Source organism: Pseudomonas sp. ABC1 (genome assembly GCF_013395055.1).
In the GTDB taxonomy this organism is placed as follows: domain Bacteria; phylum Pseudomonadota; class Gammaproteobacteria; order Pseudomonadales; family Pseudomonadaceae; genus Stutzerimonas.
On sequence record NZ_CP058349.1, the window covers coordinates 743,674 to 770,138 of the forward strand.

At 62.9% G+C, this 26,465-nt stretch carries 22 protein-coding genes; 7 read left to right on the forward strand and 15 right to left on the reverse strand.

Going from position 1 to position 26,465, the window contains the following annotated elements; genetic code table 11:
• Nucleotides 1-51 precede the first annotated feature (51 nt).
• The 3 genes from rlmD to HW090_RS03150 all read right to left on the reverse strand — a co-directional run bounded on the left by rlmD (nt 52) and on the right by HW090_RS03150 (nt 3,304).
• The gene (gene rlmD, locus HW090_RS03140) at nt 52-1,401 is read right to left on the reverse strand and encodes a 23S rRNA (uracil(1939)-C(5))-methyltransferase RlmD (RefSeq protein WP_179112112.1); all 1,350 of its coding nucleotides are present in this window, start codon (nt 1,399-1,401) and stop codon (nt 52-54) included.
• 21 nt (nt 1,402-1,422) lie between these two features.
• Nucleotides 1,423-2,325, reverse strand: a complete 903-nt coding sequence (gene cysM / locus HW090_RS03145) for a cysteine synthase CysM (protein ID WP_179112113.1) — start codon at nt 2,323-2,325, stop codon at nt 1,423-1,425.
• An 82-nt stretch (nt 2,326-2,407) separates the two neighbouring features.
• Entirely contained in the window at nt 2,408-3,304 is an 897-nt protein-coding gene (locus HW090_RS03150) for an HTH-type transcriptional regulator ArgP (RefSeq protein WP_179112114.1), read from the reverse strand.
• A 122-nt stretch (nt 3,305-3,426) separates the two neighbouring features.
• Here HW090_RS03150 and HW090_RS03155 point away from each other — a divergent pair, with 122 nt between their 5' ends.
• Together HW090_RS03155 and HW090_RS03160 are read left to right on the forward strand one after the other, a co-directional pair.
• Nucleotides 3,427-4,053, forward strand: coding sequence for a trimeric intracellular cation channel family protein (locus HW090_RS03155; RefSeq protein ID WP_179112115.1), 627 nt, complete (start codon nt 3,427-3,429; stop codon nt 4,051-4,053).
• Between the two features lie 79 nt (nt 4,054-4,132).
• Nucleotides 4,133-6,886, forward strand: a complete 2,754-nt coding sequence (locus tag HW090_RS03160; RefSeq protein WP_179112116.1) for a response regulator — start codon at nt 4,133-4,135, stop codon at nt 6,884-6,886.
• 69 nt (nt 6,887-6,955) lie between these two features.
• Here the strand turns inward: HW090_RS03160 and rraA are convergent, their stop codons facing one another.
• From rraA to HW090_RS03175, 3 genes are all read right to left on the reverse strand, one after another.
• On the reverse strand, nt 6,956-7,444 hold the full coding sequence (rraA, locus tag HW090_RS03165; RefSeq protein ID WP_179112117.1) for a ribonuclease E activity regulator RraA: 489 nt from the start codon (nt 7,442-7,444) through the stop codon (nt 6,956-6,958).
• Nucleotides 7,445-7,647: 203 nt separating this feature from the next.
• Nucleotides 7,648-9,306 (reverse strand): cation acetate symporter, encoded by a 1,659-nt coding sequence (locus HW090_RS03170; protein WP_179112118.1) that lies wholly within the window; start codon nt 9,304-9,306, stop codon nt 7,648-7,650.
• The gene (locus HW090_RS03175) at nt 9,303-9,617 is read right to left on the reverse strand and encodes a DUF485 domain-containing protein (protein WP_179112119.1); all 315 of its coding nucleotides are present in this window, start codon (nt 9,615-9,617) and stop codon (nt 9,303-9,305) included. The genes HW090_RS03170 and HW090_RS03175 overlap by 4 nt, the downstream gene beginning before the upstream one ends.
• A 279-nt stretch (nt 9,618-9,896) precedes the next feature.
• Here HW090_RS03175 and HW090_RS03180 point away from each other — a divergent pair, with 279 nt between their 5' ends.
• The gene (locus HW090_RS03180; RefSeq protein WP_373416360.1) at nt 9,897-11,402 is read left to right on the forward strand and encodes a beta (1-6) glucans synthase; all 1,506 of its coding nucleotides are present in this window, start codon (nt 9,897-9,899) and stop codon (nt 11,400-11,402) included.
• Between the two features lie 129 nt (nt 11,403-11,531).
• Here the strand turns inward: HW090_RS03180 and HW090_RS03185 are convergent, their stop codons facing one another.
• A complete protein-coding gene (locus HW090_RS03185) occupies nt 11,532-11,849 on the reverse strand; it encodes a hypothetical protein (RefSeq protein ID WP_373416361.1) in 318 nt (105 codons plus the stop codon).
• Between the two features lie 192 nt (nt 11,850-12,041).
• Between HW090_RS03185 and HW090_RS03190 the strand changes: the two genes are divergently transcribed.
• Nucleotides 12,042-13,400, forward strand: a complete 1,359-nt coding sequence (locus tag HW090_RS03190) for an alpha/beta fold hydrolase (protein WP_179112122.1) — start codon at nt 12,042-12,044, stop codon at nt 13,398-13,400.
• The gene (locus HW090_RS03195; RefSeq protein WP_179112123.1) at nt 13,397-14,173 is read left to right on the forward strand and encodes a VacJ family lipoprotein; all 777 of its coding nucleotides are present in this window, start codon (nt 13,397-13,399) and stop codon (nt 14,171-14,173) included. The genes HW090_RS03190 and HW090_RS03195 overlap by 4 nt, the downstream gene beginning before the upstream one ends.
• A 49-nt stretch (nt 14,174-14,222) precedes the next feature.
• Here HW090_RS03195 and HW090_RS03200 read toward each other — a convergent pair whose 3' ends face one another.
• The 7 genes from HW090_RS03200 to HW090_RS03230 all read right to left on the reverse strand — a co-directional run bounded on the left by HW090_RS03200 (nt 14,223) and on the right by HW090_RS03230 (nt 22,099).
• Nucleotides 14,223-15,146, reverse strand: a complete 924-nt coding sequence (locus tag HW090_RS03200) for a lipid A biosynthesis lauroyl acyltransferase (protein ID WP_179112124.1) — start codon at nt 15,144-15,146, stop codon at nt 14,223-14,225.
• Between the two features lie 214 nt (nt 15,147-15,360).
• Nucleotides 15,361-15,645: an integration host factor subunit beta gene (ihfB, locus tag HW090_RS03205; RefSeq protein ID WP_131185458.1), complete on the reverse strand. Its 285-nt coding sequence runs from the start codon at nt 15,643-15,645 to the stop codon at nt 15,361-15,363.
• 115 nt (nt 15,646-15,760) lie between these two features.
• Nucleotides 15,761-16,645, reverse strand: a complete 885-nt coding sequence (locus tag HW090_RS03210) for a rhomboid family intramembrane serine protease (protein WP_179112125.1) — start codon at nt 16,643-16,645, stop codon at nt 15,761-15,763.
• Nucleotides 16,632-17,591: a metallophosphoesterase gene (locus HW090_RS03215; RefSeq protein WP_179112126.1), complete on the reverse strand. Its 960-nt coding sequence runs from the start codon at nt 17,589-17,591 to the stop codon at nt 16,632-16,634. Before HW090_RS03215 ends, HW090_RS03210 begins: the two co-directional genes overlap by 14 nt.
• Before the next feature lie 49 nt (nt 17,592-17,640).
• Nucleotides 17,641-18,528 (reverse strand): NAD(+) kinase, encoded by an 888-nt coding sequence (locus HW090_RS03220; protein WP_179112127.1) that lies wholly within the window; start codon nt 18,526-18,528, stop codon nt 17,641-17,643.
• A 157-nt stretch (nt 18,529-18,685) separates the two neighbouring features.
• Nucleotides 18,686-19,609 carry a 1-aminocyclopropane-1-carboxylate deaminase/D-cysteine desulfhydrase gene (locus HW090_RS03225; protein WP_256930730.1) on the reverse strand — a complete coding sequence of 308 codons (924 nt, stop codon included), beginning with the start codon at nt 19,607-19,609 and terminating at the stop codon, nt 18,686-18,688.
• A 459-nt stretch (nt 19,610-20,068) separates the two neighbouring features.
• Nucleotides 20,069-22,099, reverse strand: a complete 2,031-nt coding sequence (locus tag HW090_RS03230; protein WP_179112128.1) for an NADPH-dependent 2,4-dienoyl-CoA reductase — start codon at nt 22,097-22,099, stop codon at nt 20,069-20,071.
• A 212-nt stretch (nt 22,100-22,311) separates the two neighbouring features.
• Here HW090_RS03230 and eco point away from each other — a divergent pair, with 212 nt between their 5' ends.
• Nucleotides 22,312-22,785, forward strand: a complete 474-nt coding sequence (gene eco, locus HW090_RS03235) for a serine protease inhibitor ecotin (RefSeq protein WP_179112129.1) — start codon at nt 22,312-22,314, stop codon at nt 22,783-22,785.
• A 16-nt stretch (nt 22,786-22,801) separates the two neighbouring features.
• On the opposite strand, the gene tcdA is transcribed toward eco, so the two are convergent.
• The gene (tcdA, locus tag HW090_RS03240; protein WP_179112130.1) at nt 22,802-23,602 is read right to left on the reverse strand and encodes a tRNA cyclic N6-threonylcarbamoyladenosine(37) synthase TcdA; all 801 of its coding nucleotides are present in this window, start codon (nt 23,600-23,602) and stop codon (nt 22,802-22,804) included.
• A 237-nt stretch (nt 23,603-23,839) separates the two neighbouring features.
• Between tcdA and HW090_RS03245 the strand changes: the two genes are divergently transcribed.
• A complete protein-coding gene (locus HW090_RS03245) occupies nt 23,840-26,428 on the forward strand; it encodes a glycosyltransferase (protein WP_179112131.1) in 2,589 nt (862 codons plus the stop codon).
• The last annotated feature ends 37 nt before the right edge of the window (nt 26,429-26,465 follow it).

The window sequence follows — 26,465 nt, forward strand, 5'->3', positions numbered from 1 at the left end:
TCTCGATGCCGACCGATTGAACCACAAGCAGGGCGTTCGTCGAACGCGACCTCAACGCTCGAACAGCGCCATCGCCTCCACATGCGCGGTCTGTGGAAACATGTCCAGTACGCCGGCCTGTTTCAACCGGTAGCCCTGACTGACCAGCTCGACACTGTCACGCGCCAGCGTTGCCGGGTTGCAGGACACATAGACCAACCGCTGCACCCCCAACGCCGCCACCTGCCGCACCACCTCGAAAGCGCCGTCTCGCGGCGGGTCCAGCAGCGCAGCGGAAAAGCCGCCCGCCGCCCATGGTGCGTCGGCCAGCGGCTTCGACAGGTCGGCCTGGAAAAAGTGCACATTATCCAGCCCATTGAGGCGCGCATTGTCCCGCGCCCGCGCCACCATCGCCTCGACACCCTCGACGGCCACTACCTCGGCACCGCTACGCGCCATCGGCAGGGCAAAATTACCCAGCCCACAGAACAGGTCCAGCACCCGCTCGCCGTCGCGCAGCGCCAGCCACTCCAGCGCCTGCTGCACCATGGCCTGGTTGACGCTGGCATTCACCTGCACGAAATCCCCCGGCCGCCAGGCCAGCTCAAGCGCCCAAGGCTCCAGGCGATAACCGAGAAACCCATAGTCCTCGGCGGGCTGCGGGCCCTCCTCGCCCTGCAACCACAGTTGCAGTCGATGCTGCCGGGTGAACGCCAGCAGACGCTCACGGTCCGCCACGGCCAATGCCCCGACATGACGCACCAGCAGCGCTTCACCGGCACCGCTGAACAGCTCGATATGCCCAAGCGTCCGTGGCCGTTCCAGCGAATGCAAGACGCCCAGCAAGTCCGGCAGCAGGTTCTGCAAGGGCTGTACCAGCACCGGGCACTGTTCCAGGGCAATGATGTCCTGGCTCGAACGGGCACGAAAACCGACAGCCAGCCGGCCATGGCGCTCATCCCAGCGCGCTGCCAGCCGCGCCCGTCGGCGGTAGCCGAACTCTGGCCCGCTGAGAGCGGGTGCCCAGGCTTGCGGTTCGAGCCCGGCTGTTCGTTGCAGGTGCTCGGCCAGGGCAGCCTGCTTCAGCGCCAACTGATCCTCAGCGGAGGCGTGCTGCAGGTTGCAACCGCCACACTGGCGGGCATGCCGGCAGGTTTCGGTACGCCGGGAAGGACTTGATTGCAAGACCTGTTCGCAACGGGCCTCGACGATCTGTCGCCGTGCGGCCAGCACACGCGCCTCGACCTGTTCACCAGGCAATGCACCTTCGATGAACCAGGTCCGTGAGGCATTGAAACCGATGCCACGCCCGTCATTGGCCAGGCGCTCGATGCTCAGGCGCTGCTTCTTGCCGACCGGCAACTGCTGCGCCTTCTCGCCACCACTGGGTTGGAAGCGCAAGCCGGATGTACGCCTGGCCATCAGCGTGTTCCCTCAGGGCGTTCAGACAGGTGCGTCATAGACACCGGTCGACAGGTAGCGATCACCGCGATCGCAGATGATGGCGACGATCACCGCATTCTCCACCTCCTCGGACAGGCGCAGAGCCGCCGCCACCGCGCCACCCGAGGACACACCACAGAAGATGCCTTCTTCACGGGCCATCCTGCGCATGACCTGCTCGGCTTCGTCCTGGGACATATCGACGACACGGTCGACACGCTCGGCGTCGAAGATTTTCGGCAGGTAGGCTTGCGGCCAGCGGCGAATACCGGGAATGGCCGAACCTTCCAGCGGCTGCAGGCCGATGATCTGGATCGCGTGGTTCTGCTCCTTGAGATAGCGCGAGACGCCCATGATGGTGCCCGTGGTGCCCATGGAGCTGATGAAATGCGTGATGCTGCCGTGGGTCTGGCGCCAGATTTCGGGGCCGGTACTGCTGTAGTGGGCCTGGGGATTGTCGCCATTGGCGAACTGGTCCAGGACCTTGCCGCGCCCTTCGGCCTGCAATTTCAAGGCGAGGTCGCGCGCGCCCTCCATGCCCTCCTCCTTGCTGACCAGGATCAGCTCGGCGCCATAAGCGGTCATCGCCGCCTTGCGCTCGGCACTGGAGTTGTCCGGCATGATCAGGATCATCCGGTAGCCCTTGATCGCCGCGGCCATAGCCAGGGCGATGCCGGTGTTGCCGGAGGTGGCCTCGATCAGGGTATCGCCGCTCACGATGTCGCCACGCAGTTCGGCGCGGGTGATCATCGACAGCGCCGGGCGGTCCTTGACCGAGCCGGCCGGGTTGTTGCCTTCGAGCTTCACCAGCAGGGTATTGCTGGTCTTGCCGGGCAGGCGCTGCAGGCGCACCAGAGGCGTGTTACCAACGCAATCGGCGATGGTCGGGTAATGGGTAGTCATGACGTCGTTGAACCGCACGGCCTGAAAAGTCGCACATGATACCGGCAAGCGTCCGCTCGCGGGCAGCGCTCAGGCAGGCAATTTACAGCGGCCGTGCGAGAATCTTCGGCGCGGCCTCGATGATCTGGCGCGACAGCTGCTCCATTCGCGGCGACTGCACCGTCCAGGTGTGCCAATAGAGCGAGATGTCCAGGGGATCGTCCGCCGCCAGGTCGAGCATCTCCCCCGAAGCCAGGGCATCGCACAGCAGCAGTTCGGGCACCATGCCGTAACCCAGGCCATAGCGAATGGCATTGAAGTGCGGCTCGGCACCGGGCACGTAGTGGCACGGGTAAGCGCCCTCGGGCAAGCCGAAGCGGCTCAGCAGGAAAGAAGACTGCAGGGTGTCCTTGCGCGTGTAGGCGACCACCGGCGCCTTGCGTGCCGCATCACGGCTGAATCCTGCCGCAAAATGCCGCTGGGCGAAGTCCCGTGACGCCACCATGCGATAACGCATGCGCCCCAGGGCACTAGCGCTGCAACCGCGCATCGGCTTGGCCTCGGTGCCGATACAACCGATCGCCAGGCCGCTTTCCAGCAGGCTGTAGGTGTGGTCCTGGTCCTCCACCGTCAGGTCGAGCAGCACACGCTCGCGGATCAGCACTTCGGCCAGCGCCGGAAAGAACCAGGTCCCCAGACTGTCGGCATTCAAGGCGGCAACCACCACCAGCGGCGCGTCCTCCCGCTGCGCCAGCTCGGCCAGCAGATCCGCCTCCAGCAGCATCGCCCGGCGCAGGTATTGCAGCAGGCGCTGGCCCGCCTCGGTCGCCCGGCACGGTCGGCTGCGCACGATCAAGGCGCTGCCCAGCGCGCTTTCCAGCGCGCGCACCCGTTGGGAAATCGCGGGTGGCGTAAGGTGCAGGCGCAGGGCCGCCTGCTCGAAACTGCCCGCCTCTATCACCACCCGAAAAGCCTCGGTCTGGCGCGGATCGAGATTCATGCCGCCATCCTTTATTAAGAAAAACTTTGCATAGCCTATAAATACTTAGCCATGCCTATTCAAGCGCCAGTCTGCCCCATAATCGCGCACCTTTCAGCCCCCATGCCGCCCCGGAGTCGACCGTGACCCTCCTGCACACCATCTACCTGATCGCGATTACCGCCGAGGCCATGTCCGGCGCCATCATGGGCATGCGCAAGGGCATGGACCTGTTCGGCATCTGCCTGCTCGGCACGGTCACTGCGCTCGGCGGCGGAACGGCACGCGATGTGCTGCTCGGGCACTACCCGGTAGGCTGGATCGCCAACCCCGAATACCTGACCTTCACCATCGGCGCGGCCATCGTCACCGGCTTCATCGCCCGCCACCTGCACCACCTGCGAATGGTCTTCCTGCTGGTCGACGGTCTTGGCCTGGTGGCCTTCACCGTGATCGGCTGCGATGTCGCGATGAGCATGGGGGCACACCCGTCGATCGTGGTACTGGCCGGTATCATCACCGGCATCTTCGGCGGCCTGCTGCGCGACATGCTCTGCACCCAGGTCCCCATGGTGCTGCAGCGTGAGCTCTACGCCACCGTCGCGCTGTTCACCGGCGTGCTCTACGTGGCACTGCTGCACGTCGGCATCGGCAGCAACAGCGCGTCGCTGGTAGCGCTGGGCAGCGGCTTCCTGTTCCGTGTCCTGGCCGTCGCGTTCCACTGGCGCCTGCCCAGCTTCCAGGACAAGGACATCCGCGGCCTGGACTGAACCACATAATGTCCCCGCCCGCGTATCGAGCCGCTACACTGAGCGGCTCAAGTCAACGCCTGGCCGGAGGATATGGAACGTGCTCAAAGACCTGGGGATCAGAACGCGACTGCTGGTACTGACCCTGCTGCCAGGCACCTTGCTGGCCGTGGCGATTGGCGGTTATTTCTCCTGGCTGCAACTTGCCCAGATGCACCAGCAACTCGACGAGCGCGGCCAGTTGATCGCCCGGCAACTGGCACCCCTGGTCGCCTCACCCATCGCACAGGGGCATGACTGGCGCCTGCAACGCATCCTCAATCAGGTACTCGACCATCCGGATGTCCGCGCCGTGGCGATTCTCGATCCCGAGCGCGTGCTGAAAGTCCATGCCGGGCCGAACATGCTCACCCCGCCGCCACCCAGCGACCCGCAAGACCTGACGCATGTCAGCAGCCTCGACACCACGCGCATCCTGATGCCGATCCAGGCCCGCCACCTGCACCTCGAAGACGATATCCGCGGCGACGATGTGCGCCTGATCGGCTGGCTGGACCTGGAACTCTCGCACCACGCCACGCTGGTCCGTGGCTACCGCAGCCTGTTCACCAGCCTGCTGCTGATCGTTGCCGGCCTGATCATCACGGCACTGCTCGCCCTGCGCATGGGCCGCAGCATCAGCCAGCCCCTGCAGCGCATCAAGCATGCCGTCGGACAACTCAAGGAAGGCCATCTGGAGACGCGCCTGCCGGCACTCGGCGGGCATGAGCTGGACGAGCTCGCCTCGGGCATCAATCGCATGGCCGAGTCCCTGCTCAGTGCACGGGAGGAACTGCAACAGAGCATCGACCAGGCGACCGAGGACGTGCAGCAGAACCTGGAAACCATCGAGATCCAGAACATCGAACTGGACATGGCACGCAAGGAAGCACTGGAGGCGAGCCGTATCAAGTCCGAATTCCTGGCCAACATGAGCCATGAAATCCGCACACCCCTCAACGGTATCCTCGGATTCACCCACCTGTTGCAGAAAAGCGATCTCACGCCCCGCCAGCAGGACTACCTCGGCACCATCGAAAAATCGGCCGACAACTTGCTGGCCATCATCAATGAAATCCTCGATTTCTCGAAAATCGAAGCCGGCAAGCTGGTGCTGGAGAACATTCCCTTCAACCTGCGCGACCTGATCGAAGACACCCTGACCATCCTCGCACCCGCCGCCCACGAGAAGCGCCTGGAACTGGTCAGCCTGGTCTACCGGGATACACCGCTGTCCTTGATCGGCGACCCCCTGCGACTGCGCCAGGTGCTGACCAATCTGGTCAGCAATGCCATCAAGTTCACCAGCCAGGGTTCCATCACCGTGCGCGCCATGCTCGAAGAAGAGGACAGCGACAGCGCACAACTGCGTATCAGCGTGCAGGATACGGGCATTGGCCTGACCGAACAGGACATCCGCGCACTCTTCCAGGCCTTCAGCCAGGCGGACAACTCGCTGTCACGCCAGCCGGGTGGCACCGGGCTGGGCCTGGTCATCTCAAGGCGGCTGATCGAGCAGATGGGCGGCGAAATCGGTGTCGACAGCATCCTCGAGGAAGGCTCCGAATTCTGGATCAGGCTGACGCTGCCCAAGGCGCGCGACGACATCGAAGACCTGCCGCACATGGAGCTTCTCGGACGGCGCGTGGCGCTGTTCGAAACACATCCGCTGACGCGCCAGGCCTTGCAGCACCAGCTTGAAAGCTGTGGTTTGCAGGTCAGTGTTCACGACAGCCTGGAACAGCTCCAGCAGCAACTGACCAGCGAATATGAACGCGAACAATCCATCGGTATCGCCATCCTCGGCATAACCCAGCAGGACACCACGCCCCATCAGCTCTACCAGAGCCTGCAGGAAATCGTCGAGCTGGACTGCAAGTGCATCGTGCTCTGCCCGACCACCGAACAGGCGCGCTATCACGAGATACTCCCCGAATCACACACCCACATCCAGTTGCAGAGCAAACCCACCGCCACCCGCAAGCTCCAGCAGACCTTGCTCGAGTTCTGTTGCTCGCAACAGGCCATCAGCGGACCGGCGGCCACGGGCGACGGTCACCAGGCACGCCTGCTCTGCGTCGACGACAACCCGGCCAACCTGATGCTGGTGGAAACCCTGCTCAACGACATGGGCGCGCAGGTCGTGGCGGTAGACAGCGGTCGCAAGGCGCTGGATGTGATGCGCCAGCAAAGCTTCGACATGGTGTTGATGGACATACAGATGCCGGGGATGGATGGCCGCCAGACGACCGAGGCAATACGCCAGTGGGAACAGACCAGCGGCGCCCGTACGACACCCGTGGTGGCGCTGACGGCCCACGCCATGGCCAGCGAAAAACGCGCACTGCTGCAATCCGGCCTGGATGACTACGTAACCAAGCCGATCAGCGAACGGCAGCTGGGGCAGATCGTCCTGAAATGGACCGGTCTCAGCCTGCGCCCCCAGAGTGGCAAGGCTGTCGATACGCCAAAGCCTCGGAACGAGACCAGGGTGCTGGACCCTCAGGAAGGACTTCGACTGGCGGCCGGAAAGCCCGAGCTGGCCGCCGACATGCTGAAAATGCTGCTGGACTCCCTCGAAGACGAACAGCAAGCCATCCGCCAGGCACGGCAAGCGAATGACCGACAGACACTGCTGGAACGCGTACACCGCCTGCATGGCGCCACGCGCTACAGCGGCGTACCGCAACTGCGCAATGCCTGCCAGCGCGCAGAAATACTGCTGAAGCAGGATCACTACAGCGTGGACATCGCTCTGGACGAACTGGATTCAGCCATCACCCGCCTGCAACAGGCTGCCCGCCCGCAATCCTGACAGTACTGCAGAGGGCGCCATGCGCACCGGGAGCGATCTCCCAAGTACGCACGAATCCCCCGAAGTCCCTCAGGCCGGCATGCTCAGTGCCTGGGGCGAAACGATGATGCCGTTGTTGTCGGCATAGATGTACTCACCCGGGCGGAAGGTGACGCCACAGAAGGTCACTACCACGTTCAGGTCACCAATGCCGCGCTTGTCGGTCTTCAGCGGATGGCTGGCCAGGGCCTGCACACCGAGTTCGGTTTGCGCCAGTACGTCCACGTCGCGCACACAGCCATACACCACGATGCCTTCCCAGCCGTTGCGTGCCGCTTTTTCGGCCAGCATGTCGCCCAGCAGTGCGCGGCGCAGCGAACCACCACCGTCCACCACCAGCACTTTGCCCGTGCCATCCAGATCGACCTGCTCCTTGACCAGGGAGTTGTCTTCGAAGCACTTGACGGTAACGATCTCGCCACCAAAGGAATCACGACCACCGAAGTTGCTGAAGATCGGCTCGACGACCTGGATCAGTTCCGGGTAGGCGTCACACAGGTCAGGGGTAACGTAATGCATGGGGTATCTCCTTGGTTGAATGTGAAAACCGACACACGCCGATTATGCATGGTGTTCTCATCGAGAACGAAAATCACCTGGGGTGATTATCGACATCGCCCCGGCGATGGGCCGAAAGCCCGTCACCGGGCATATGAAAAGTACCGATATGAAAAAGGGGCAGCCGTCACCGGCCACCCCTTTCTTCAACTGCGACTCAAGGCTTAGTGCGAAACCGCACCAGTAGCGCCCAGGCCGGTTTGCGAACGAACGAACTGCGGGAAGAACCGCGCACGCTCTTCGTTGGCCGATTGCGACTTGTCAGTGACCGAGAACACCCAGATACCGACGAAGGCAACGATGATGGAGAACAGCGCCGGGTAGGAGTACGGGAAGATCGCCTGCTCGTAACCCAGGACCTGTACCCACACGGTCGGGCTGAGAACGGTCAGTGCCAGCGCCGTGAACAGGCCCAGTGCACCACCAACCAGCGCACCGCGGGTGGTCAGACCTTTCCAGTACATGGAGAGGAACAGGACCGGGAAGTTGCAGCTGGCGGCGATGGAGAATGCCAGACCCACCATGAAGGCGATGTTCTGCTTCTCGAAGGCGATACCCAGCAGGATAGCGACCACACCCAGGGACAGCGTAGTGATCTTGGTCACACGCATTTCGTCCTCTTCCTTGGCCTTGCCCTTCTTGATCACACAGGCATACAGGTCATGGGAAACCGCAGAGGCACCCGCCAGGGTCAGACCGGCAACCACCGCGAGGATGGTGGCGAAGGCCACGGCGGAGATGAAGCCCAGGAACAGGTTGCCACCCACGGCGCTGGCCAGGTGCACGGCCACCATGTTGGTGCCACCGACGATGGCGCCCGCGGCGTCGCGGAATTCCGGGTTGGTGCTGACCAGCAGGATCGCGCCGAAGCCGATGATGAAGGTCAGGATGTAGAAGTAGCCGATGAAGCCGGTTGCATAGAACACGCTCTTGCGTGCTTCCTTGGCGTCGGAGACGGTGAAGAAGCGCATCAGGATGTGCGGCAGGCCAGCGGTACCGAACATCAGTGCCATACCCAGGGAGATCGCGGAGATCGGATCGGTCACCAGGCCACCGGGGCTCATGATGGCAGTGCCTTTCTCATGGATTTCGACCGCTTGCGAGAACAGCGCACCGAAGTTGAAGCCAACGTGCTTCATGACCATGATCGCCATGAAGCTGGCGCCGGACAGCAGCAGGACCGCCTTGATGATCTGTACCCAGGTCGTGGCCAGCATGCCGCCGAACAGTACGTAGCAAACCATCAGCACGCCAACCAGGATCACCGCGACGTAGTAGTCCAGGCCGAACAGCAGCTGGATCAGCTTGCCGGCACCGACCATCTGCGCGATCAGGTAGAACGCCACCACGGTCAGGCCACCCAGGGCCGACAGGATGCGGATTTGCGTCTGGCCCAGGCGATAGGAGGCCACGTCGGAGAAGCTGAACTTGCCCAGGTTGCGCAGGCGCTCGGCCATCAGGAACAGGATCAGCGGCCAGCCGACCAGGAAGCCGATGGAGTAGATCAGGCCGTCATAACCACTGGTGTAGACGAGTGCGGAAATACCCAGGAAGGAAGCCGCCGACATGTAGTCGCCAGCGATCGCCAAGCCGTTCTGGAAGCCGGTGATGCTACCGCCGGCAGTGTAGTAGTCAGCGGTGGAGGTGTTGCGCTTGGCAGCCCACTTGGTGATGCCCATGGTCGCGGCGATGAACACCACGAACATGACGATCGCCGTCCAGTTGGTCGGCTGCTTCTGTACGGCACCGGTCAGCGCCTCGCCTGCCATCAGCAGGGGCGATGCAGCCATCAGGACGGCTGCGGAGAACAGACGAGCGATCATTGCTGCACCTCATCCAGGATTTCTTGGTTGATACGGTCGAATTCACCGTTGGCGCGGCGCACATAGATACCGGTCAGGATGAAGGCAAGGAAGATCACGCCCAGGCCCAGGGGAATGCCCCAGGTGATGACAGTATCCGAACCCAGCGGAACACCCAGCAGATGAGGCTCGAAGGCGATCAGCAGGATGAAGGTCAGATAGGCGATCAACATGATGGCCGAGAGCGTCCAGGCAAGACGGTTGCGCTTGCCGACCAGCTCCTTGAAGCGGGGATGATCATAGATCTGGCGGTACACATTTTCATTGTTCATTGGATTTTTATGCTCCACACGTTCAGCTCCCCACGTTGCAGGAGAGCAGGGGGCTACTTTAGGGCCACCACGGTGCTTTTCCACACGACCTTAGTAGTCTTTTTTCGACATTTTTTTACCAACCTCCCCGCGAAGCCCCAACCGCTCTCGCACAATGTTTACGGATCGACGACCATAAGCCGCAAATGAGTCCACCACATGGTTTTTGGCCCAATGAGCCTGTTTTCACCCCCAATACGCCCCCTTTACTTTGTTACCTGCATTTTCGCAGCTGTCGCTATGGCCTGCTTCTGGCATGAGATCGGCAAGGCGCGCGAAATACCGGATGCCGTCCCCGCCCAGCAGAAACTGCAGTGCGTGTCCTACAGCCCATTCGACAAGGACCAGTCCCCCTTCGAACAACCCCTGGCGCTACGCCCGGAGCGCATGGAGGCCGACCTGGCGCTGCTATCCAAGCGCTTCCAGTGCATTCGCACCTATTCGACCACGGGCCTGGAAGGCATTCCCGACCTGGCCCGCAAGCATGGGCTCAAGCTGCTGCTCGGGGCATGGGTCAGTGCTGATGCACAGCAGACCCGGCAGGAACTGGACACCCTGATCAGGCTCGCCAACGCCAACGCCGATATCGTCGAGGCCGTGATCGTCGGCAACGAAACCCTGCTGCGCAAGGAAGTCACCGCCACCCGCCTGGCGGGATTGATCGAGGAGGTCAAGCAGGCCGTCAGCGTCCCTGTCACCTATGCCGACGTCTGGGAGTTCTGGCTGAAGCACCCGGAGATCGCCCCAGCGGTCGACTTCCTGACCATTCACCTGCTGCCCTACTGGGAGGACAACCCCAGTGGTATCGAACATGCGCTGCAAGAAGTCGAGCAGGTACGTCAGGTCTTCGGTGGCGCCTTCGCGCCCAAGGGTATCCTGATCGGCGAAACCGGCTGGCCCAGCGCCGGGCGCCAGCGCGAAACAGCCGTTGCCGACAGGGTCAACCAGGCTTCGTTCATTCGTGGCTTCGTGCAGATGGCCGAGGCCAATGGCTGGCGCTACAACCTGATCGAAGCTTTCGACCAACCCTGGAAGCGCGCCAGCGAAGGCACCGTGGGCGGCTACTGGGGCTTGTACGACGCCGACCGCCAGGACAAGGGCAGCCTGCAAGGGGCCATCTCCAACCAGCCGCACTGGCCACTCTGGCTCGGTGGCGGCCTGGGGCTCTGGCTGCTGGCCCTCGGCCTGGGCGGAATCCCCCGGAACCTGCGTGATATTCCCGGCCATGGCCTGATCGCCGCCGTCGGCGTCACCAGCCTCTCGCTATGGACGCAGACGCTCATGGAAGACAGCCGCAACTGGGCGGAATGGAGCTGGGGGCTATCTCTGGTCGCCCTCAACCTCATCGTCCTGCTGCATACCGTCATGGCCCATGGCAGCCGCCAGGGCAGGCGCGCCTGCGTACTCGCCTGGCTGGACGCACACGCAGCGAAACTGCTGCTGGCCAGCGGCTTCGCCGCAGCGGTGATGACCCTCGGACTGGTATTCGATGCGCGTTATCGAGGCTTCCCGAGCGCAGCCCTGTTGCTGCCGGCCCTGGCCTACGCCTACCGGGCCGTACCGGCCTACCCCCGGGAATCATCCCTACTCCTGGCCTTGCTGTGTGCCGGCATTGCGCCTCAGCTCTACCAGGAAGGCCTGCAAAACATCCAGGCACTCGGCTGGGCAGCGGTCAGCCTGATCCTGGCAGTGGCGCTCTGGCGTGGCCTGAAAACAGGGAAGCGGACAATGAGCCAGCCAACCTGATGGACTGGCCTGCGTTTACAGAACCGTTCTGACCTTTCGAGCACTTGTCGCGAACCCGTCGCTCCCGCGAAGGCGGGAGCCCAGGTGCGCAGGCTTATGGAGCGCTGCTTTCGCCGCCGGGATCACGGATCAGCGAACCAGTCGCAACCCCGCAATGACGAGAGCGAACGCAGCCAGAGTCGCGTTGTAGAGCACCAGTGCCGGAACGGCGAAGAGCAACGCCAGGACCGCCAACCACCAACCGAAGCGCCCCGGCCAGGCGAACGCCAGGAGCGCGCCGCCCAGCCCCAGCCATCCCGCCACACGCAAGTGGATCGCCAGCCCCAGCATATCGCGCAGACGACACCCGAGCAGCCCCGGATCATCGCCACACAGTGCCAACCAGCGCGCATCCTCCATGAGCGCCATGCGTACACCGTAACTACCGGCCAGCAATGCCAGCAGCATCAAACCAATCCATACAAAAGCCGAACGATACGGCATTCATAAACTCCAACCAGTCTGGAAAATCACCCTGGCAACCGTTGCTCACCGCCAGAATGAACCACGCCCCCTCGCGACCAGAGGCAAGCCCACTGGACACCGACGGCGCCCGGACAGATAGTACAGCGCGCCCGTAGCCCCATGGAGAAATAACGCATGCCCCTGTTGCTGTGCATCAGCGTGTTGACCTCGATACTGCTGGCCCTTCCCGCCCAGGCTGCGGACATCGATCCGAACCAGTACGGATACCCGCTGCATAACCCCTTCGAGGCGACGATCGCCGGGACACCCTCTGCCCTGCGCGCCAACCTGCCGGACGACGAAGATATCCGGCAAAGCGATTACAGCCTGAGGCTGCTGCCGGAACGGGAATACCGGCTACCGGACAACTTCTGGCCCGTGAAGCGCCTGAGCTACCGCCTGGCCCGCCAATCCGGCCCGGCGCCGCTGATCTTCCTTATCGCCGGCACCGGCTCCAACTACGCCACCGGCAGCAACGAGCTGTTGAAGAAGATCTTCTACGGCGCCGGCTACCACGTCGTGCAGATCTCCTCCCCCACCAGCTACGACTTCATGGCCGCCGCCTCGCAGCACGCCACGCCCGGCTACAGCCCCGACGATGCCAAGGACCTCTACCGGGTTATGCAGGCCATACGGGCACAACAACGCAAATTGCAGGTCACCGATTACTTCCTGGCCGGCTACAGCCTCGGTGCGCTGCAGGCCGCCTTCGTCAGCCAGCTCGACGAAACCCGGCGCAGCTTCGACTTCAAGCGCGTGCTGCTGCTCAACCCGCCCGTCAACCTGTACACCTCGATCGGCAACATGGACAAGCTGGTCCAGGCAGAAGTCCCGGGCCTGAATCGGCAGAACACCTTCTATGAGCTGATCCTCGACAAACTGGCCAGCTACTACCACCGCAAGGGCTACATCAACCTCGACGAAGCGATGCTGTTCGACTTCCAGCAATCGCCACAGCGCCTCACCGACGAGCAACTGGCCATGCTGATCGGTATCACCTTCCGCTTCTTCTCTGCCGACATGGCGTTTACCTCGGACCTGATCAACCGCCGTGGACTGATCACCGCGCCAGGCCAGCCGATCAGCGAAGGCACCAGCCTCGAACCGCTGTTTCGCAAGGCCCTGCAATGCAACTTCGACTGCTACATGGAACAGCAACTGATGCCCTTATGGCGCAAGCGACACGGCGGTGGCGACCTGCCGCAACTGATTCAGCAGGTCAGCCTGTATGCCCTGGAAGACTACTTGCAAAGCAGCCAGAAAATCGCCGTCATGCACAACGCCGACGACATTATCCTCGGCCCCGGGGACCTGGGTTTCCTGCGCCGGACCTTCGGCGAGCGGCTGACGCTCTACCCCTACGGTGGGCACTGCGGCAACTTTGGCTACACCGACAATGTTCGCCATATGCTGGCGTTCATGAGCGGCCAGGCCAGCCCTGCGCCGACCAGCATCGCCGTACGACAAGCCTCAGTGGGGAGCAACCAGCAATGAATCGCAGCTATCACCTGCTCCTGACGGCAGCATTGCTTGCAAGCGGCCTGGCTCAAGCCCAGGAGCCCGACGTGGACAGCGATGGGTTCAAGCACCCCCTGCGCAACCTGAGCTTCAGCCCCGGCCTCGACCAGCGCGAGTTCGAACGGGCGACATTGCGCGCGCTGAAGATCCATGACCCGTTCGAATCCTTCAACCGCCGCCTGTATCACTTCAATTATCGCCTCGACCAGTGGGTCATGCTGCCGACCGTGCGCGGCTACCAGACGGTGACACCGCGCTTTGTGCGGACTGGCGTCAGCAACTTCTTCAACAACCTGGGCGAGATCTCCAACCTGAGCAACAGCCTCTTGCAGGGCAAAGGCACTCGCGCCATGAACGCGACGGCGCGCCTGCTGTTCAACAGCATCATCGGCGTGGGCGGCCTCTGGGATCCGGCGACGCGCATGGGCCTGGTGCGCCAGAGCGAAGATTTCGGCCAGACCCTGGGCTTCTATGGCGTCCCCGCCGGCCCCTACCTGATCCTGCCGGCCCTGGGCCCGTCGAACGCACGCGATACCGTCGGGCGCGTCACCGACTTCGCCGTCGAGCGCCAGATCGACTACCTCAACTACGCCCAGGCCAGCGGCGAGAGCCTGCCGCTGACCGGCCTGCGCCTGGTGGATATCCGCTACAGCACGCCGTTCCGCTATGGCCAGCTCAACTCACCGTTCGAATACGAGAAGTTGCGCTACATCTACAGCAAGGCCAGGGAATTGCAGATACAGGAATAGCGGGTCGTATTTCAGACAGGACTTGCTGCTCGGACGGGTTGCCCGAGGATCAGGAGTACAGACTCGGCGCACCCTCCGGGCGTGTCTTGAAGCGGCGGTGCGCCCACAGGTATTGCGCCGGCAAGGCCGTCACTTCCTGTTCAACCCACTGATTGATACGCAGGCAGTCCGCTTCCTCGGTCTCGCCAGGGAAATGCTCCAGGGGCGCATGAATGCTCAGGCGGTAGCCGGAACCATCGGCCAGGCGCTCCTGCGTGAAAGGCACCACACGGGCCTTGCCCAGACGTGCGAACTTGGTGGTGGCGGTCACAGTGGCGGCACTGATGCCGAACAGAGGGACGAACAAGCTCTGCTTGCGCCCGTAATCCTGGTCCGGCGCATACCAGATCGCCCGTCCGGCACGCAGCACCTTGAGCATCGCTCGCACATCCTCGCGCTCGATCGCGGTGGCATCCGGATTATGCCGCTCGCGGCCACGACGCTGCACATAGTCGAACACGGGGTTCTTGTGCTGGCGGTACATGCCATCGATGGTGTGACGCTGCCCAAGCAACGCAGCGCCAATCTCCAGGGTCGTGAAGTGCAGCGCCATCAGGATGACGCCCTGCCCTTCGGCCGATGCCTGCTGCAAATGCTCGAGCCCCTCGACATGCGCCAGTCGCTGCAAACGTCGCTGCGGCCACCACCAGCTCATCGCCATCTCGAAAAAGGCAATGCCGGTGGACGCGAAATTCGCCCGCAGCAAGCGTTCGCGTGCGTCAGCATCCAGATGCCCCATGCACAGCTCGAGATTGCGCCTCGCGATTCGCCGGCGCGAACCAGCCAAACGGTACATCGCAAGACCCAGTCCGCGACCAAGCGCCAGCAACACCCGATAAGGCAACTGCACCAGCAACCACAGAAAACCAAGCCCCAGCCAGAGCGGCCAGAAGCGCGGGTGCAGGAAATAGATACGAAAACGTGGACGCTCCATCGACAGGCTCGCGTTCAAAAAGCGTGCATTCTAGCACTTGCGCGCAGAAGGGCCCGTCAACGTGGAGGAAACATCAGGGCAATTGCATGAAGCCTGGAGGGCACATCAGGCGTGCGGGAAATATCGGCGAAAGGCCCACCATGGGCGATTGTTCAGCGCCGTACCTGACATCGTTATCGATTAACGCCGGGGGCAATTCGGGCCGGATAGAGGCTCACTCGTCCTCATTGACCCGGTCACGCAACTCCTTGCCCGGCTTGAAATGCGGGACGAACTTGCCTTCAAGCGGTACCGATTGCCCGGTCTTCGGGTTACGTCCAACCCTGGGCGCACGGTAGTGCAAGGTGAAACTGCCGAACCCCCGTATCTCGATACGATCGCCTGTCGACAATGCCTGAGCCATCTGCTCGAGCATCGTCTTGATGGCCAGCTCGACATCCTTCGACGAAAGCAGGCCCTGTTGGCTGACGATACGCTCGATCAATTCCGACTTGGTCATGGTTTTCCCTTCTTTTTCAAGCGGCTAGATCATTTGACCTGCGGTCGTTTTTAGCATGTTGTTCAGTCTTTGAACAGCCCACCGACGACCACCCGCCCACATTCGAAAAAAAAGTTCAAGCCCTGCCGATACGACGTCGAGCCAACCAGCCCCCCAACAACCCCGTCAGGCAACCCATCAGCAATCCGCTGACGTGAGCCGCATTGGCAATGGACATCGCCCCGAAACTGAGCACGTCGATAAGCCCCGAGAGACAGACCAGCAACCAGACCAGCATCAAGACCAGCACACCACGCGGAAGACGGTAGTACTCGTTCGGCGCCAGCTTCTGGTACAGCCAGCAATGCCCCAGCAGACCATAGAGGACGCCGGACAGGCCGCCGAAGATGCTTGCCCCACCGAAAACATACTGGGCCAGATTGGAAGCCAGACCGAACATCAGGGTCAGCGCCAGTAATAGAATTGCGCCCTGACGCGCCTCTATACGACGCCCGAGTTCCCAGAACCACAGCCCGTTCATGGTCAGGTGAAGCACGCCGAAATGCACGAATATCGGCATCAACAGGCGCCACCACTCGCCACTGCTCAGCGTCTGCCCCAGGGAGGCGAAATAGGCATAGTCGCCTTCGATACGGAAGTCGGTGAAATTGAACCAGCGCACTGCACCCAGGTTATCGCCCAACTGCGTCAAGCCAGCGACGACCAGCGTCACCAGCAGCACCAGGCTGGTCAGCGGGTGCTGCAACAACGCGGTGCCGAAGCCACCGCGCGCATCCGGCCGCGACATCTCGGGAGCGCCGTTTCCCTGGGGATAGCGGCGATAGAGTTCGCGCACCGGCTCCAGTTGCGATTCAGGCACCCTCAGCACCTGCTCGCCCGCCTCTTCACTGACACGGTAAGGCACTCCCAGGCGCTGCAACAGCATGACGAAGCCATTCAGGTCTTCGGACAGCGGTAAACGCAAGGCTTCCAGCAACTCGTCTCTCCTATCTTGCGACATCGACCCAGACAAACTTGCCTGGGTCCAGGTGGTGTTCCCGATCGAGGCGGTAGGCGACCAGTTTTCCACCTTTTACCGCGCTGTAGTCAAGGCAGGCGAGGTTCGCCCGCAACGGCGCCGGCCGCCCGCGCCGCCAGTAATGGCCGATGAAAAGCAGCGGTTCGTCAGGACCGTAGAGGAACAATCGACTCTTCTGGCTCTGACTCAGAGGCATGCGCGCGGCATGCTCGGGCAAGGCATCGGGCTGGAAGACCACATCGCCATAAGTCCGGGGGTTTTCCTCCCAGAACTTGGTGCGGAAAAACGAGCGGGTGAAGCCTTCCTCGCTGGTCAGCGTCAGGCCATCAGGCAGTTGCATATCGGTGCCACGCAGCAACCGGTCCAGCGCCTTGCTGATAAAACCGTTCTCGAAGGCAGCCTGGCGCAGCAGATCCGGACTGATGCAGCCATCCTGCAGATGCGGGCGCAGGCGGGCGATCACACGACTGTCCCAGCAAGCATGCACGACACGGAAACGCTCGTTCTCCAGGTACAGGGGCAATTCATAGAACCAGTCCCGGAATGCCTGCCAATCCCCCGGATGGCGTTCGAACTGCTGGAAGGTTTCCTTCAACAGCGTTGCATAACGGGGCGAGCGCTCCCGCACATGGGTCTTGCCGCTCTCCGGCGGAGCCTCCGCATACCAACCCAGCGCATTGAACTCATGGTTGCCCATGATGCAATGCGCTTCGCCAGCGGCGACCATGCTCTGCACCAAGTGCAACGATTCACGGATCTTCGGGCCACGGTCGATGATATCGCCGAGGAAGATCACCTGCCGCCGGGCGTGACGCCAGACCGAGCCATGCCGGCTGTATCCCAACTGGTCCAGCAGCCGCTCCAGTTCCTCGGCACAGCCATGGATGTCGCCGATCAGGTCGTAGCTGCGTTGCGGATCGATCAGCATCGCGCGCTCCGGAAGGGATGCTCACCTACCGTATGAGCGGACATTGCCGTCACTCCTGCACACCCAGGCGGCTGCCCCAACCCAGCTTGGTCCGGCAGACTTCGTAGTAGCTGTGGTCCAGCGGGTGGATCAGGCGCAGCTTCTGCGAGCGCTTGCGCACCGTGATGGTGTCGCCGGGCGCGCAGTTGAAATGGTTCTGGCCATCGCAGGACACCTGCGGGTAGATCTGCATATTGGGCGATACGACGATCTTCAGCTCGCTGTTGCCATCGACCACGATGGGGCGGCTCGACAACGTGTGCGGATACATCGGTACGATGACGATGGCATCCAGGCGCGGGTGCATGATCGGCCCGCCCGCGGACAACGCATAGGCGGTGGAGCCCGTAGGCGTGGCGACGATCAGGCCATCGGCCTTCTGGCTGCAGACGAAATGCCCGTCGATGTACAACTCGAACTCGATCATCCGCGTCGACTTGCCGGGGTGCAGGACCACGTCGTTGAGAGCGTCGCCCTCGCCGATAGGCTCGTTGAAGCGCCGCGCCTGGGCTTCCAGCAGAAAGCGGTTCTCCAGGGTGAACTGCCCGTCCAGCACTTCCCCCACCTTGATCTCCAGCTCGTCGGGGCGGATATCGGTCAGAAAGCCCAGGCTGCCACGGTTGATTCCCAGCACTGGCACACGATGACGAGCCATCAGTCGGGCCGCGCCCAGCAGACTGCCGTCGCCACCGACCACGATCACCAGGTCGCAGCACTCGCCCAGACGCTGTGGGGAAGACACTTGCAGGCCATGTCCCGGCAGCACCTCGGCGATATTCTCGTCCAGGATCACATTGAGATTGCGCTCGATCAGGAAACGCTTGAGCCGGCGAATCGTCTCCAGTACCTGGGCGCTTCCCAGGCGGCCGATGATGCCGATATTTCGGAATTGCTCCATTGCCGCTCCCAGATAGCGCGAGGCTCGTGACGTGAATACAGATGCACAGGGTTGCCGATTATGGGCAAAGCCGCCGCCAAAAGCAGCCGCAAGCTTCAAGCGGCAAGCCATATGACATCATTTGCAGGACAATTTCTGGATCAATCCCGCCACACAGCTAACGCCCCAGGCCACGCAAACCCTGCAAGCCTCCGGTGTGCACGAAGATCAGCCGCGTGCCGGCAGGAAATACCTGCGCCCTCACCGCATCGCGCAAGGCCAGTAGCGCCTTGCCGGTATAGACCGGTTCCAGCGGCAGGTCGCATTGCTGCCGGACCTGCTGGATAAAGGCCAGCAATGACGGATCGAAACGCCCAAAGCCCTGCCGGCAGGCTTCGAACAGCCGGTATCCCCTCACCTCCACACCCGCCTCGCCCAGCAGATGCGCAACATTCTCCGCCACCCCATGCGCGGGAGGGCCGGCCAGGGCGCCATATACAGGCCGCCGCCCCGCCTCGCCCAGCACCAGGCCCGCCAGGGTCGTACCGGTTCCGGCCGCCAGCCAGCAACCCTGGTAATCGCTCCAACCCAGCGCCGGCAGCAGTGCCTGTATCTGCGGCACCAGATCGGCACAGCCCAGTGCACCGGCCAGCCCTCCACCACCTTCAGGCACAGGATAATAGTGAGGATAGCGCGCCAGCCAAGGCTCCCAGAAACCGGGCGCATGCCGCGCCCGATAACCGCCATAACCGAGCCAGTGCAGCTGCATGCCGGCGGCTTGCAGGTCCTCGATGGTTGGCGTCATGCTGGCTTCGCCGCGCAGCAAACCGACCGTCCCCAGCCCGAAGCGTCGCCCCGCTGCCGCCAGTGCATGCAAATGATTGGAATGGGCACCGCCCAGGCTGATCAACCCCTGCCGGCCCGCCGCCCGTGCCGCTCGCAGGTGGTGCAGCAGCTTGAACCATTTGTTACCGGACAGCTCGGCATCGACCCGATCCAGGCGCAACACGGCCACCTCGACCGCCGCCTGCGCCAGCCAGTCCAGCTCCAGGCGCTGGAGTGCCGGCAAAGGCCCTGGCTGATATTCATCCATCTCTGACATAGCCGTCCGGCTCGCTCGAAACGAGCCAGTGTAGGACAAAACCGTATTACCTCGAAGGCTGGGCCACCCTGTAGATGCCCGGCAGCCTGGTACGGCTTATGCTCGGGGCGCGACACGATGGGCTTGCCGTCATCGCTTCTGTGCGAATGCCCCGTCCGCCACCCGGCATCCGCACAGCCGTCTTCGGTGGTGACCATAAGAAGAAACCCGCAGGCCTTATCCTTGCGCACCTAGGCTCCCGCCTGCGCGGGAGCGACAGGGTGAGCTTTTCCCCAAGACCACCTCGGTAGTGGCCGCGACCAGCCCCTCGGAGCAACCTTCGCCGACAAGGATGTCGGCGTAGAGCCTCATGGATGAGTTCATGCGTGTTGCGTAGAGGGGCTGGTCGGGATCGCGACACGCGATCGTAAGGACAAATGGCGCGGACAAGCCCTCAAGTCGCCACCAACCAGACCGTCCCTACAAACTGGCCGCCAAGCGCGCGCCCTGATCGATGGCCCGCTTGGCATCCAGCTCCGCCGCCACATCGGCACCACCGATCAGATGCACATTCAATCCAGCCGCCAGCAACCCCTCTTGTAACTCGCGCAGTGGGTCCTGGCCGGCGCAAACGATAATGTTGTCCACCGGCAAACACTGGGGCGCGCCATCGGCAATCCGTATATGCAGCCCTTCGTCATCGACCTTCAGGTACTCCACAGCACTGACCATCCGCACCCGCTTGTTCTTCAATCCCGTACGGTGGATCCAGCCAGTGGTCTTGCCCAGACCGTTGCCGACTTTAGATGCCTTGCGCTGCAACAAGTAGACCTCACGCGCCGCCGCCTGCGGTCGGGCCTGGATACCGGCCACACCACCCCGCGCCTGCAAGGTCGGGTCGATCCCCCATTCACCCCAGAACGCAGCAGCATCCAGGCTGGTGGGCGCCCCCTGATGGGTGATGAACTCGCAGACATCGAAACCTATCCCGCCCGCTCCGATCACCGCGACCCGCGCACCCACGGGCCTGCGCTGCAGGATCGCATCGAGGTAGCTCATCACCTTCGGATGCTCGATGCCTTCGATCGGCGGCAGGCGCGGCACGATGCCGGTGGCCAGGATCACCTCGTCAAAGCCGCCTTCGCGCAATTGTTCCACCGTCGCCCGCGTCTGCAGATGCAGCTCTACCCCGGTCACTTCGATGCGACGCTTGAAGTAGCGCAGGGTCTCGTAGAACTCCTCCTTGCCCGGGATACGCTTGGCCACATTGAACTGTCCGCCGATTTCGGCGGCGGCATCGAACAGCGTGACCCGATGTCCACGCTGCGCCGCCACCGTGGCCGCCGACAAACCTGCAGGGCCGGCGCCAATCACCGCGATACGCTTCGCTCGGGCCGTGGGCAGGTAATTCAGCTCGGTTTCGTGACAGGCACGCGGGTTGACCAGGCAACTGGTCAGCTTGCCGGCGAAGGTATGGTCGAGGCAGGCCTGGTTACAGCCAATACACGTATTGATCTCGTCCGCCCGCCCCTCGGCGGCCTTGGCGACGAACTCGGGATCGGCCAGGAACGGCCGCGCCATCGACACCATGTCGGCATCGCCACGGGCCAGCACCTGCTCGGCCACCTCCGGCGTATTGATGCGGTTGGTGGTGATCAGCGGGATCGACACCTCGCCCCGCAGCTTGCCGGTGACCTGGGTGAAGGCGGCACGCGGCACCTTGGTGGCGATGGTCGGGATACGCGCCTCATGCCAGCCGATACCGGTGTTGATCAGCGTCGCTCCGGCACCCTCGACAGCCTTCGCCAGTTGCACGATCTCGTCCCACGAACTGCCATCCTCGATCAGGTCGAGCATGGACAGGCGATAGATGATGATAAAGCGCTCCCCCACCGCCTCGCGGACGCGCCGCACGATCTCCAGCGGCAAGCGCATGCGGTTCTCGTAGCTGCCGCCCCAGCGGTCCTGGCGCTGGTTGCTGTGCAGCACCAGGAACTGGTTGATGAAGTAACCCTCGGAACCCATGATTTCCACACCGTCATAACCGGCCTGTTGTGCCAGCTTGGCGCAATTGACGAAGTCGGCGATCTGTTTCTCGATCCCTTCTTCGTCCAACGCACGCGGCGTGAACGGGTTGATCGGCGCCTGTAGCGCACTGGGCGCCACCAGTTGCGGGCTGTAGGCATAGCGCCCGGCGTGCAGAATCTGCAGACAGATCATCCCACCGGCCTGGTGCACCGCCTGCGTGACCACCCGGTGTTCCTGCGCTTCCTCAGGTGTGGACAGCTTCGCCGCCCCCTGGCGTACCGCGCCCTCCTCATTGGGCGCCACGCCGCCGGTGACCATCAGCCCAACGCCACCTCTCGCACGCTCGGCGAAGTAGGCGGCCATCCGCTCGAAACCGCCGGGCATTTCCTCCAGCCCGGTATGCATCGAGCCCATCAAGGTGCGGTTGCGCAGGCGGGTGAATCCGAGATCCAACTCGGACAGCAAGGTCGGGTAGGCGGTCATGGCGTGTCCTCATCATGGGTGCCGCTCCTCAGTGGGAGCGATCTCTGTATACAGAGGACGATAGGTCAGGCCCAGGCAGCATTCAATGACCATAAATGACAGAATCATGATCCTATGGATCAGCACAGATATGCCATCCACACTCGCCAGCACACGAACTTCACTGCCAACAGCCTGTCCGACTCATGCGACTCGACCACAGGAGTGACACCATGAACCACCTCAAACCCCTCGCGACGCTGCTTGCCACCATCCCCCTGCTTGCCTGCGCCAATACCGATGGCAAGCTGGAGCCCTACCCGTCCGCGCAGGCCGACCAGGTGCGCCAGGTCATCCAGCTCGAACCGCGCGATGGCGAGGAGCGATACAAAGTGGAACTCATCATTGGCAAGGAACTGGAAGTCGACTGCAACCAGCACTGGTTCGGCGGTCAGTTGCAGGAGAAGACCGTCAGCGGCTGGGGCTATAACTATTACCAGCTGGACAAACTGACAGGTCCGATGAGCACGTTGATGGGCTGCCCCGGCCAGGCCAAGCGCAAGGCCCTGGTGACACTGGGTGGCGAGCCGACCCTGCTGCGCTACAACAGCAAGTTGCCCATCGTCGTCTACACCCCCCGGGACGTGGAAGTGAGCTACCGCATCTGGAGCGCCGACCAGGAAACCCGCAAGGCCGAGCCCCGCTGATCGACGCCCGGCCGGGTCAGCCCCGCTCGCTCGGCCTGCGCGCGCCCGCCACCAGTTTCTCCACGGCCTTGGCCGCCGCGGTCATGCCGAAACTGGCCGTGACCATCATCGACGCGCCGAAGCCGCCCGCACAGTCCAGGCGCACCCCCTCGCCGACGAAACCCTTGCTCTGGCAGACGCCACCATCCGCCGCCGGATAGCGCAGTTGCTCAGTGGAAAAGACACAGGGCACGCTGTAATTGCGCCCCGGCGTGCGGGAGAAGTTGTAGTCGCGCCGCAGCATGGAGCGCACCTTCGCCGCCAATGGGTCGTTGAAAGTCTTGTTCAGGTCAGTGATGCGGATCTGCGTCGGATCGACCTGCCCGCCTGCGCCGCCGGTGGTGACGATCTGGATCTTGCGCCGTTTGCACCAGGCGATCAGCGCCGTCTTGGCCATCACGCTGTCGATGCAGTCGACGACGAAATCCAGTTGCTCCGTGATGCACTCGGCCATGTTCTCGCGTGTAACGAAATCCGCCACTGCATGCACCACGCAGGACGGGTTGATCGCCAACAGGCGCTCGGCCATCACCTCGACCTTGGGCCGCCCGACCTGCCCTTGCAGCGCATGCACCTGGCGATTGGTGTTGGTCACGCAGACATCGTCCAGGTCGAACAGCGTGATCTCGCCGACGCCGCTGCGCACCAGCGCTTCGGCAGCCCAGGAACCGACACCGCCGATACCAACCACCGCGACATGGGCGGCCGCCAGCCGCTCCAGGCCCTCACGCCCATACAGGCGGGCGATACCGCCGAAACGCTGCTCATCGAGGACCATCGAAACTCCTGGCTGATTCAGGTGACAAAAAGCGGGTGATTATAACCACTGAAAAGCAACGGGACGCTGGACGCTATCGTCATTCCCGCGCAGGCGGGAATCGATGCGATGGTTGCGATACCGCATTCGCGTCAGGGCAGCTAGAACCTGCATCTATACAACCTCTCGAACGCAAGAGTAGGATGCGCGGCCGGCATTCGCCGCGCCCCTGTTCCTCTCTCTGGAACCCTTGAATTCATGTCCGCACGCAAATTTGGTCTCAACCTGGTCATGGTCGTGGCCGTGGCTTCCCTGTTCACCGGCCTGTGGGCCTGGTACAACCAGCCCCTCTCGGCGCCCGACTGGCCGGAACACATTTCCGGCTACTCCTTCTCGCCCTTCCGCCTGCACCAGAACCCGCAGGAGAACCACTATCCCAGCGAGGATGAAGTGCGCGCCGACCTGGAACTGGTCGCCGAGCAGACCGACAACATCCGCACCTACTCGGTCGACGGCGTGCTCGGGGAAATCCCGCGTCTTGCAGAGGAGTCCGGGCTGCGCGTGACCCTTGGCATCTGGATCAGCGACGACCCGCAGGCCAACGAATGGCAGATCGAGAAAGGCATCGAGATCGCCAAGCGCGAGCGTAGCGTGGTGCGGGTGATCGTCGGCAACGAGGCGCTGTTCCGCGAGGAAGTCACACCTGAGCAGATGGCCGGCTACCTGGATCGGGTACGCAGCGCCCTGAAAGTCCCGGTGACCACCGCCGAGCAATGGCATATCTGGCAGAAATACCCGGAACTGGCCAAGCACGTCGACCTGATCGCCGCCCACGTCCTGCCCTACTGGGAATTCATTCCGCAGGAACAGTCGGTGGACTATGTGCTGCAACGGGCACGCGAACTGAAGAAAGCCTTCCCGAAAAAGCAATTGCTGCTGGCCGAGGTCGGCTGGCCGAGCAATGGCCGCGCCCAGGGACGTGCCGAGGCCAACCAGGCCGACCAGGCGCTGTACCTGCGCAAACTGGTCAACACCTTGAACGGCAACGGCTACAACTACTTCATCATCGAAGCCTTCGACCAACCCTGGAAAGCCAGTGATGAAGGCTCGGTTGGCGCCTACTGGGGCGTGTTCAACGCCGAACGGCAGATGAAATTCCCCATGACCGGTCCGGTGGTGGAAATCCCCCAATGGCGCCTGCTGGCCAGCGCCTCCGGCGTACTGGCACTGCTGGCGCTGGCACTGCTGATGATCGACGGCAGCGCCCTGCGTCAGCGTGGCCGCACCTTCCTCACCATCGTTGCCTTCCTGGTCGCCACCATGCTGGTGTGGATCGCCTACGACTTCAGCCAGCAATACGCCGACTGGTTCAGCATCACCGTCGGCGTCCTGCTCGCACTGGGCGCGCTCGGCGTGATGATCGTGCTGCTGACCGAAGCCCACGAACTGGCGGAAACCGTCTGGAAGCGCCAGCGCCAGCGCCCGTTCCTGCCAGTCACCGGCGACAGCGACTACCGCCCCAAGGTCTCGGTGCACGTGCCCTGCTACAACGAACCACCGGACATGGTGATCCAGACCCTCGACGCGCTGTCGCGCCTGGACTATGCCGACTTCGAAGTGCTGGTAATCGACAACAACACCCGCGACCCGGCGGTCTGGGAACCCCTGCAGGCGCATTGCGAAAAACTCGGGCCGCGCTTTCGCTTCTTCCACGTCGCGCCCCTGGCCGGCTTCAAGGGTGGCGCGCTGAACTATGCCCTGCAACACACCGCGGAAGATGCCGAGATCATCGCGGTGATCGACTCCGACTACTGCGTCGCGCCCGAGTGGCTCAAGCAGATGACACCGCATTTCGCCGATCCGCGCATCGCCGTGGTGCAGTCGCCACAGGACTACCGCGACGAGCGGGAATCGCTGTTCAAGAAACTCTGCTACTGCGAGTACAAGGGGTTCTTCCATATCGGCATGGTGACACGCAACGACCGCGACGCGATCATCCAGCACGGCACCATGACCATGACCCGGCGCAGCGTCCTCAGCGAACTGAAGTGGGCTGAATGGTGCATCACCGAGGACGCCGAACTCGGCCTGCGCATCTTCGAGAAAGGGCTGTCCGCCGCCTACTCGGAACACAGCTTCGGCAAGGGCCTGATGCCCGACACCTTCATCGACTTCAAGAAACAGCGTTTCCGCTGGGCCTACGGCGCCATCCAGATCATGAAACGGCACCTGTCCAGCCTGCTGCTGGGCAAGGGCAGCCAGCTCAAGCGCGGGCAACGCTACCACTTCATCGCGGGCTGGCTGCCGTGGATCGCCGATGGCCTGAACATCTTCTTCACTGTCGGCGCGCTGCTCTGGTCGGCGGCGATGATCATCGTGCCCAACCGGGTCGATCCTCCGCTGCTGATCTTCGCCCTGCCGCCGCTGGCGCTGTTCCTGTTCAAACTGGGCAAGATTCTCTTCCTCTATCGGCGCGCCGTCGGCGTGCGCATGCGCGACGCCATCGCTGCGGCCATCGCAGGCCTGGCGCTGTCGCACACCATCGCCAAGGCGGTGCTGTACGGCTTCGTCACCAGCAGCATTCCGTTCTTCCGCACACCGAAGATGCGCAGCAACCACGGCCTGCTGGTGGCCCTGGCCGAAGCGCGGGAAGAAGTCTTCATCATGCTGCTGCTCTGGGGCGCAGCACTGGGCATCACCCTGACGCAGAAACAGGGCGGGCTGGACGTGACCTTCTGGGTCATCGTGCTGCTGGTGCAGTCGCTGCCCTACCTGGCCGCACTGATCATGGCCCTGCTGTCGGCCCGTCCACGCCAGGGCGCGAATGACGACGAGGTGCCTGAATAAGGCACCTAGCACGCCCGACAAGCCTCCTGCCAGGAGG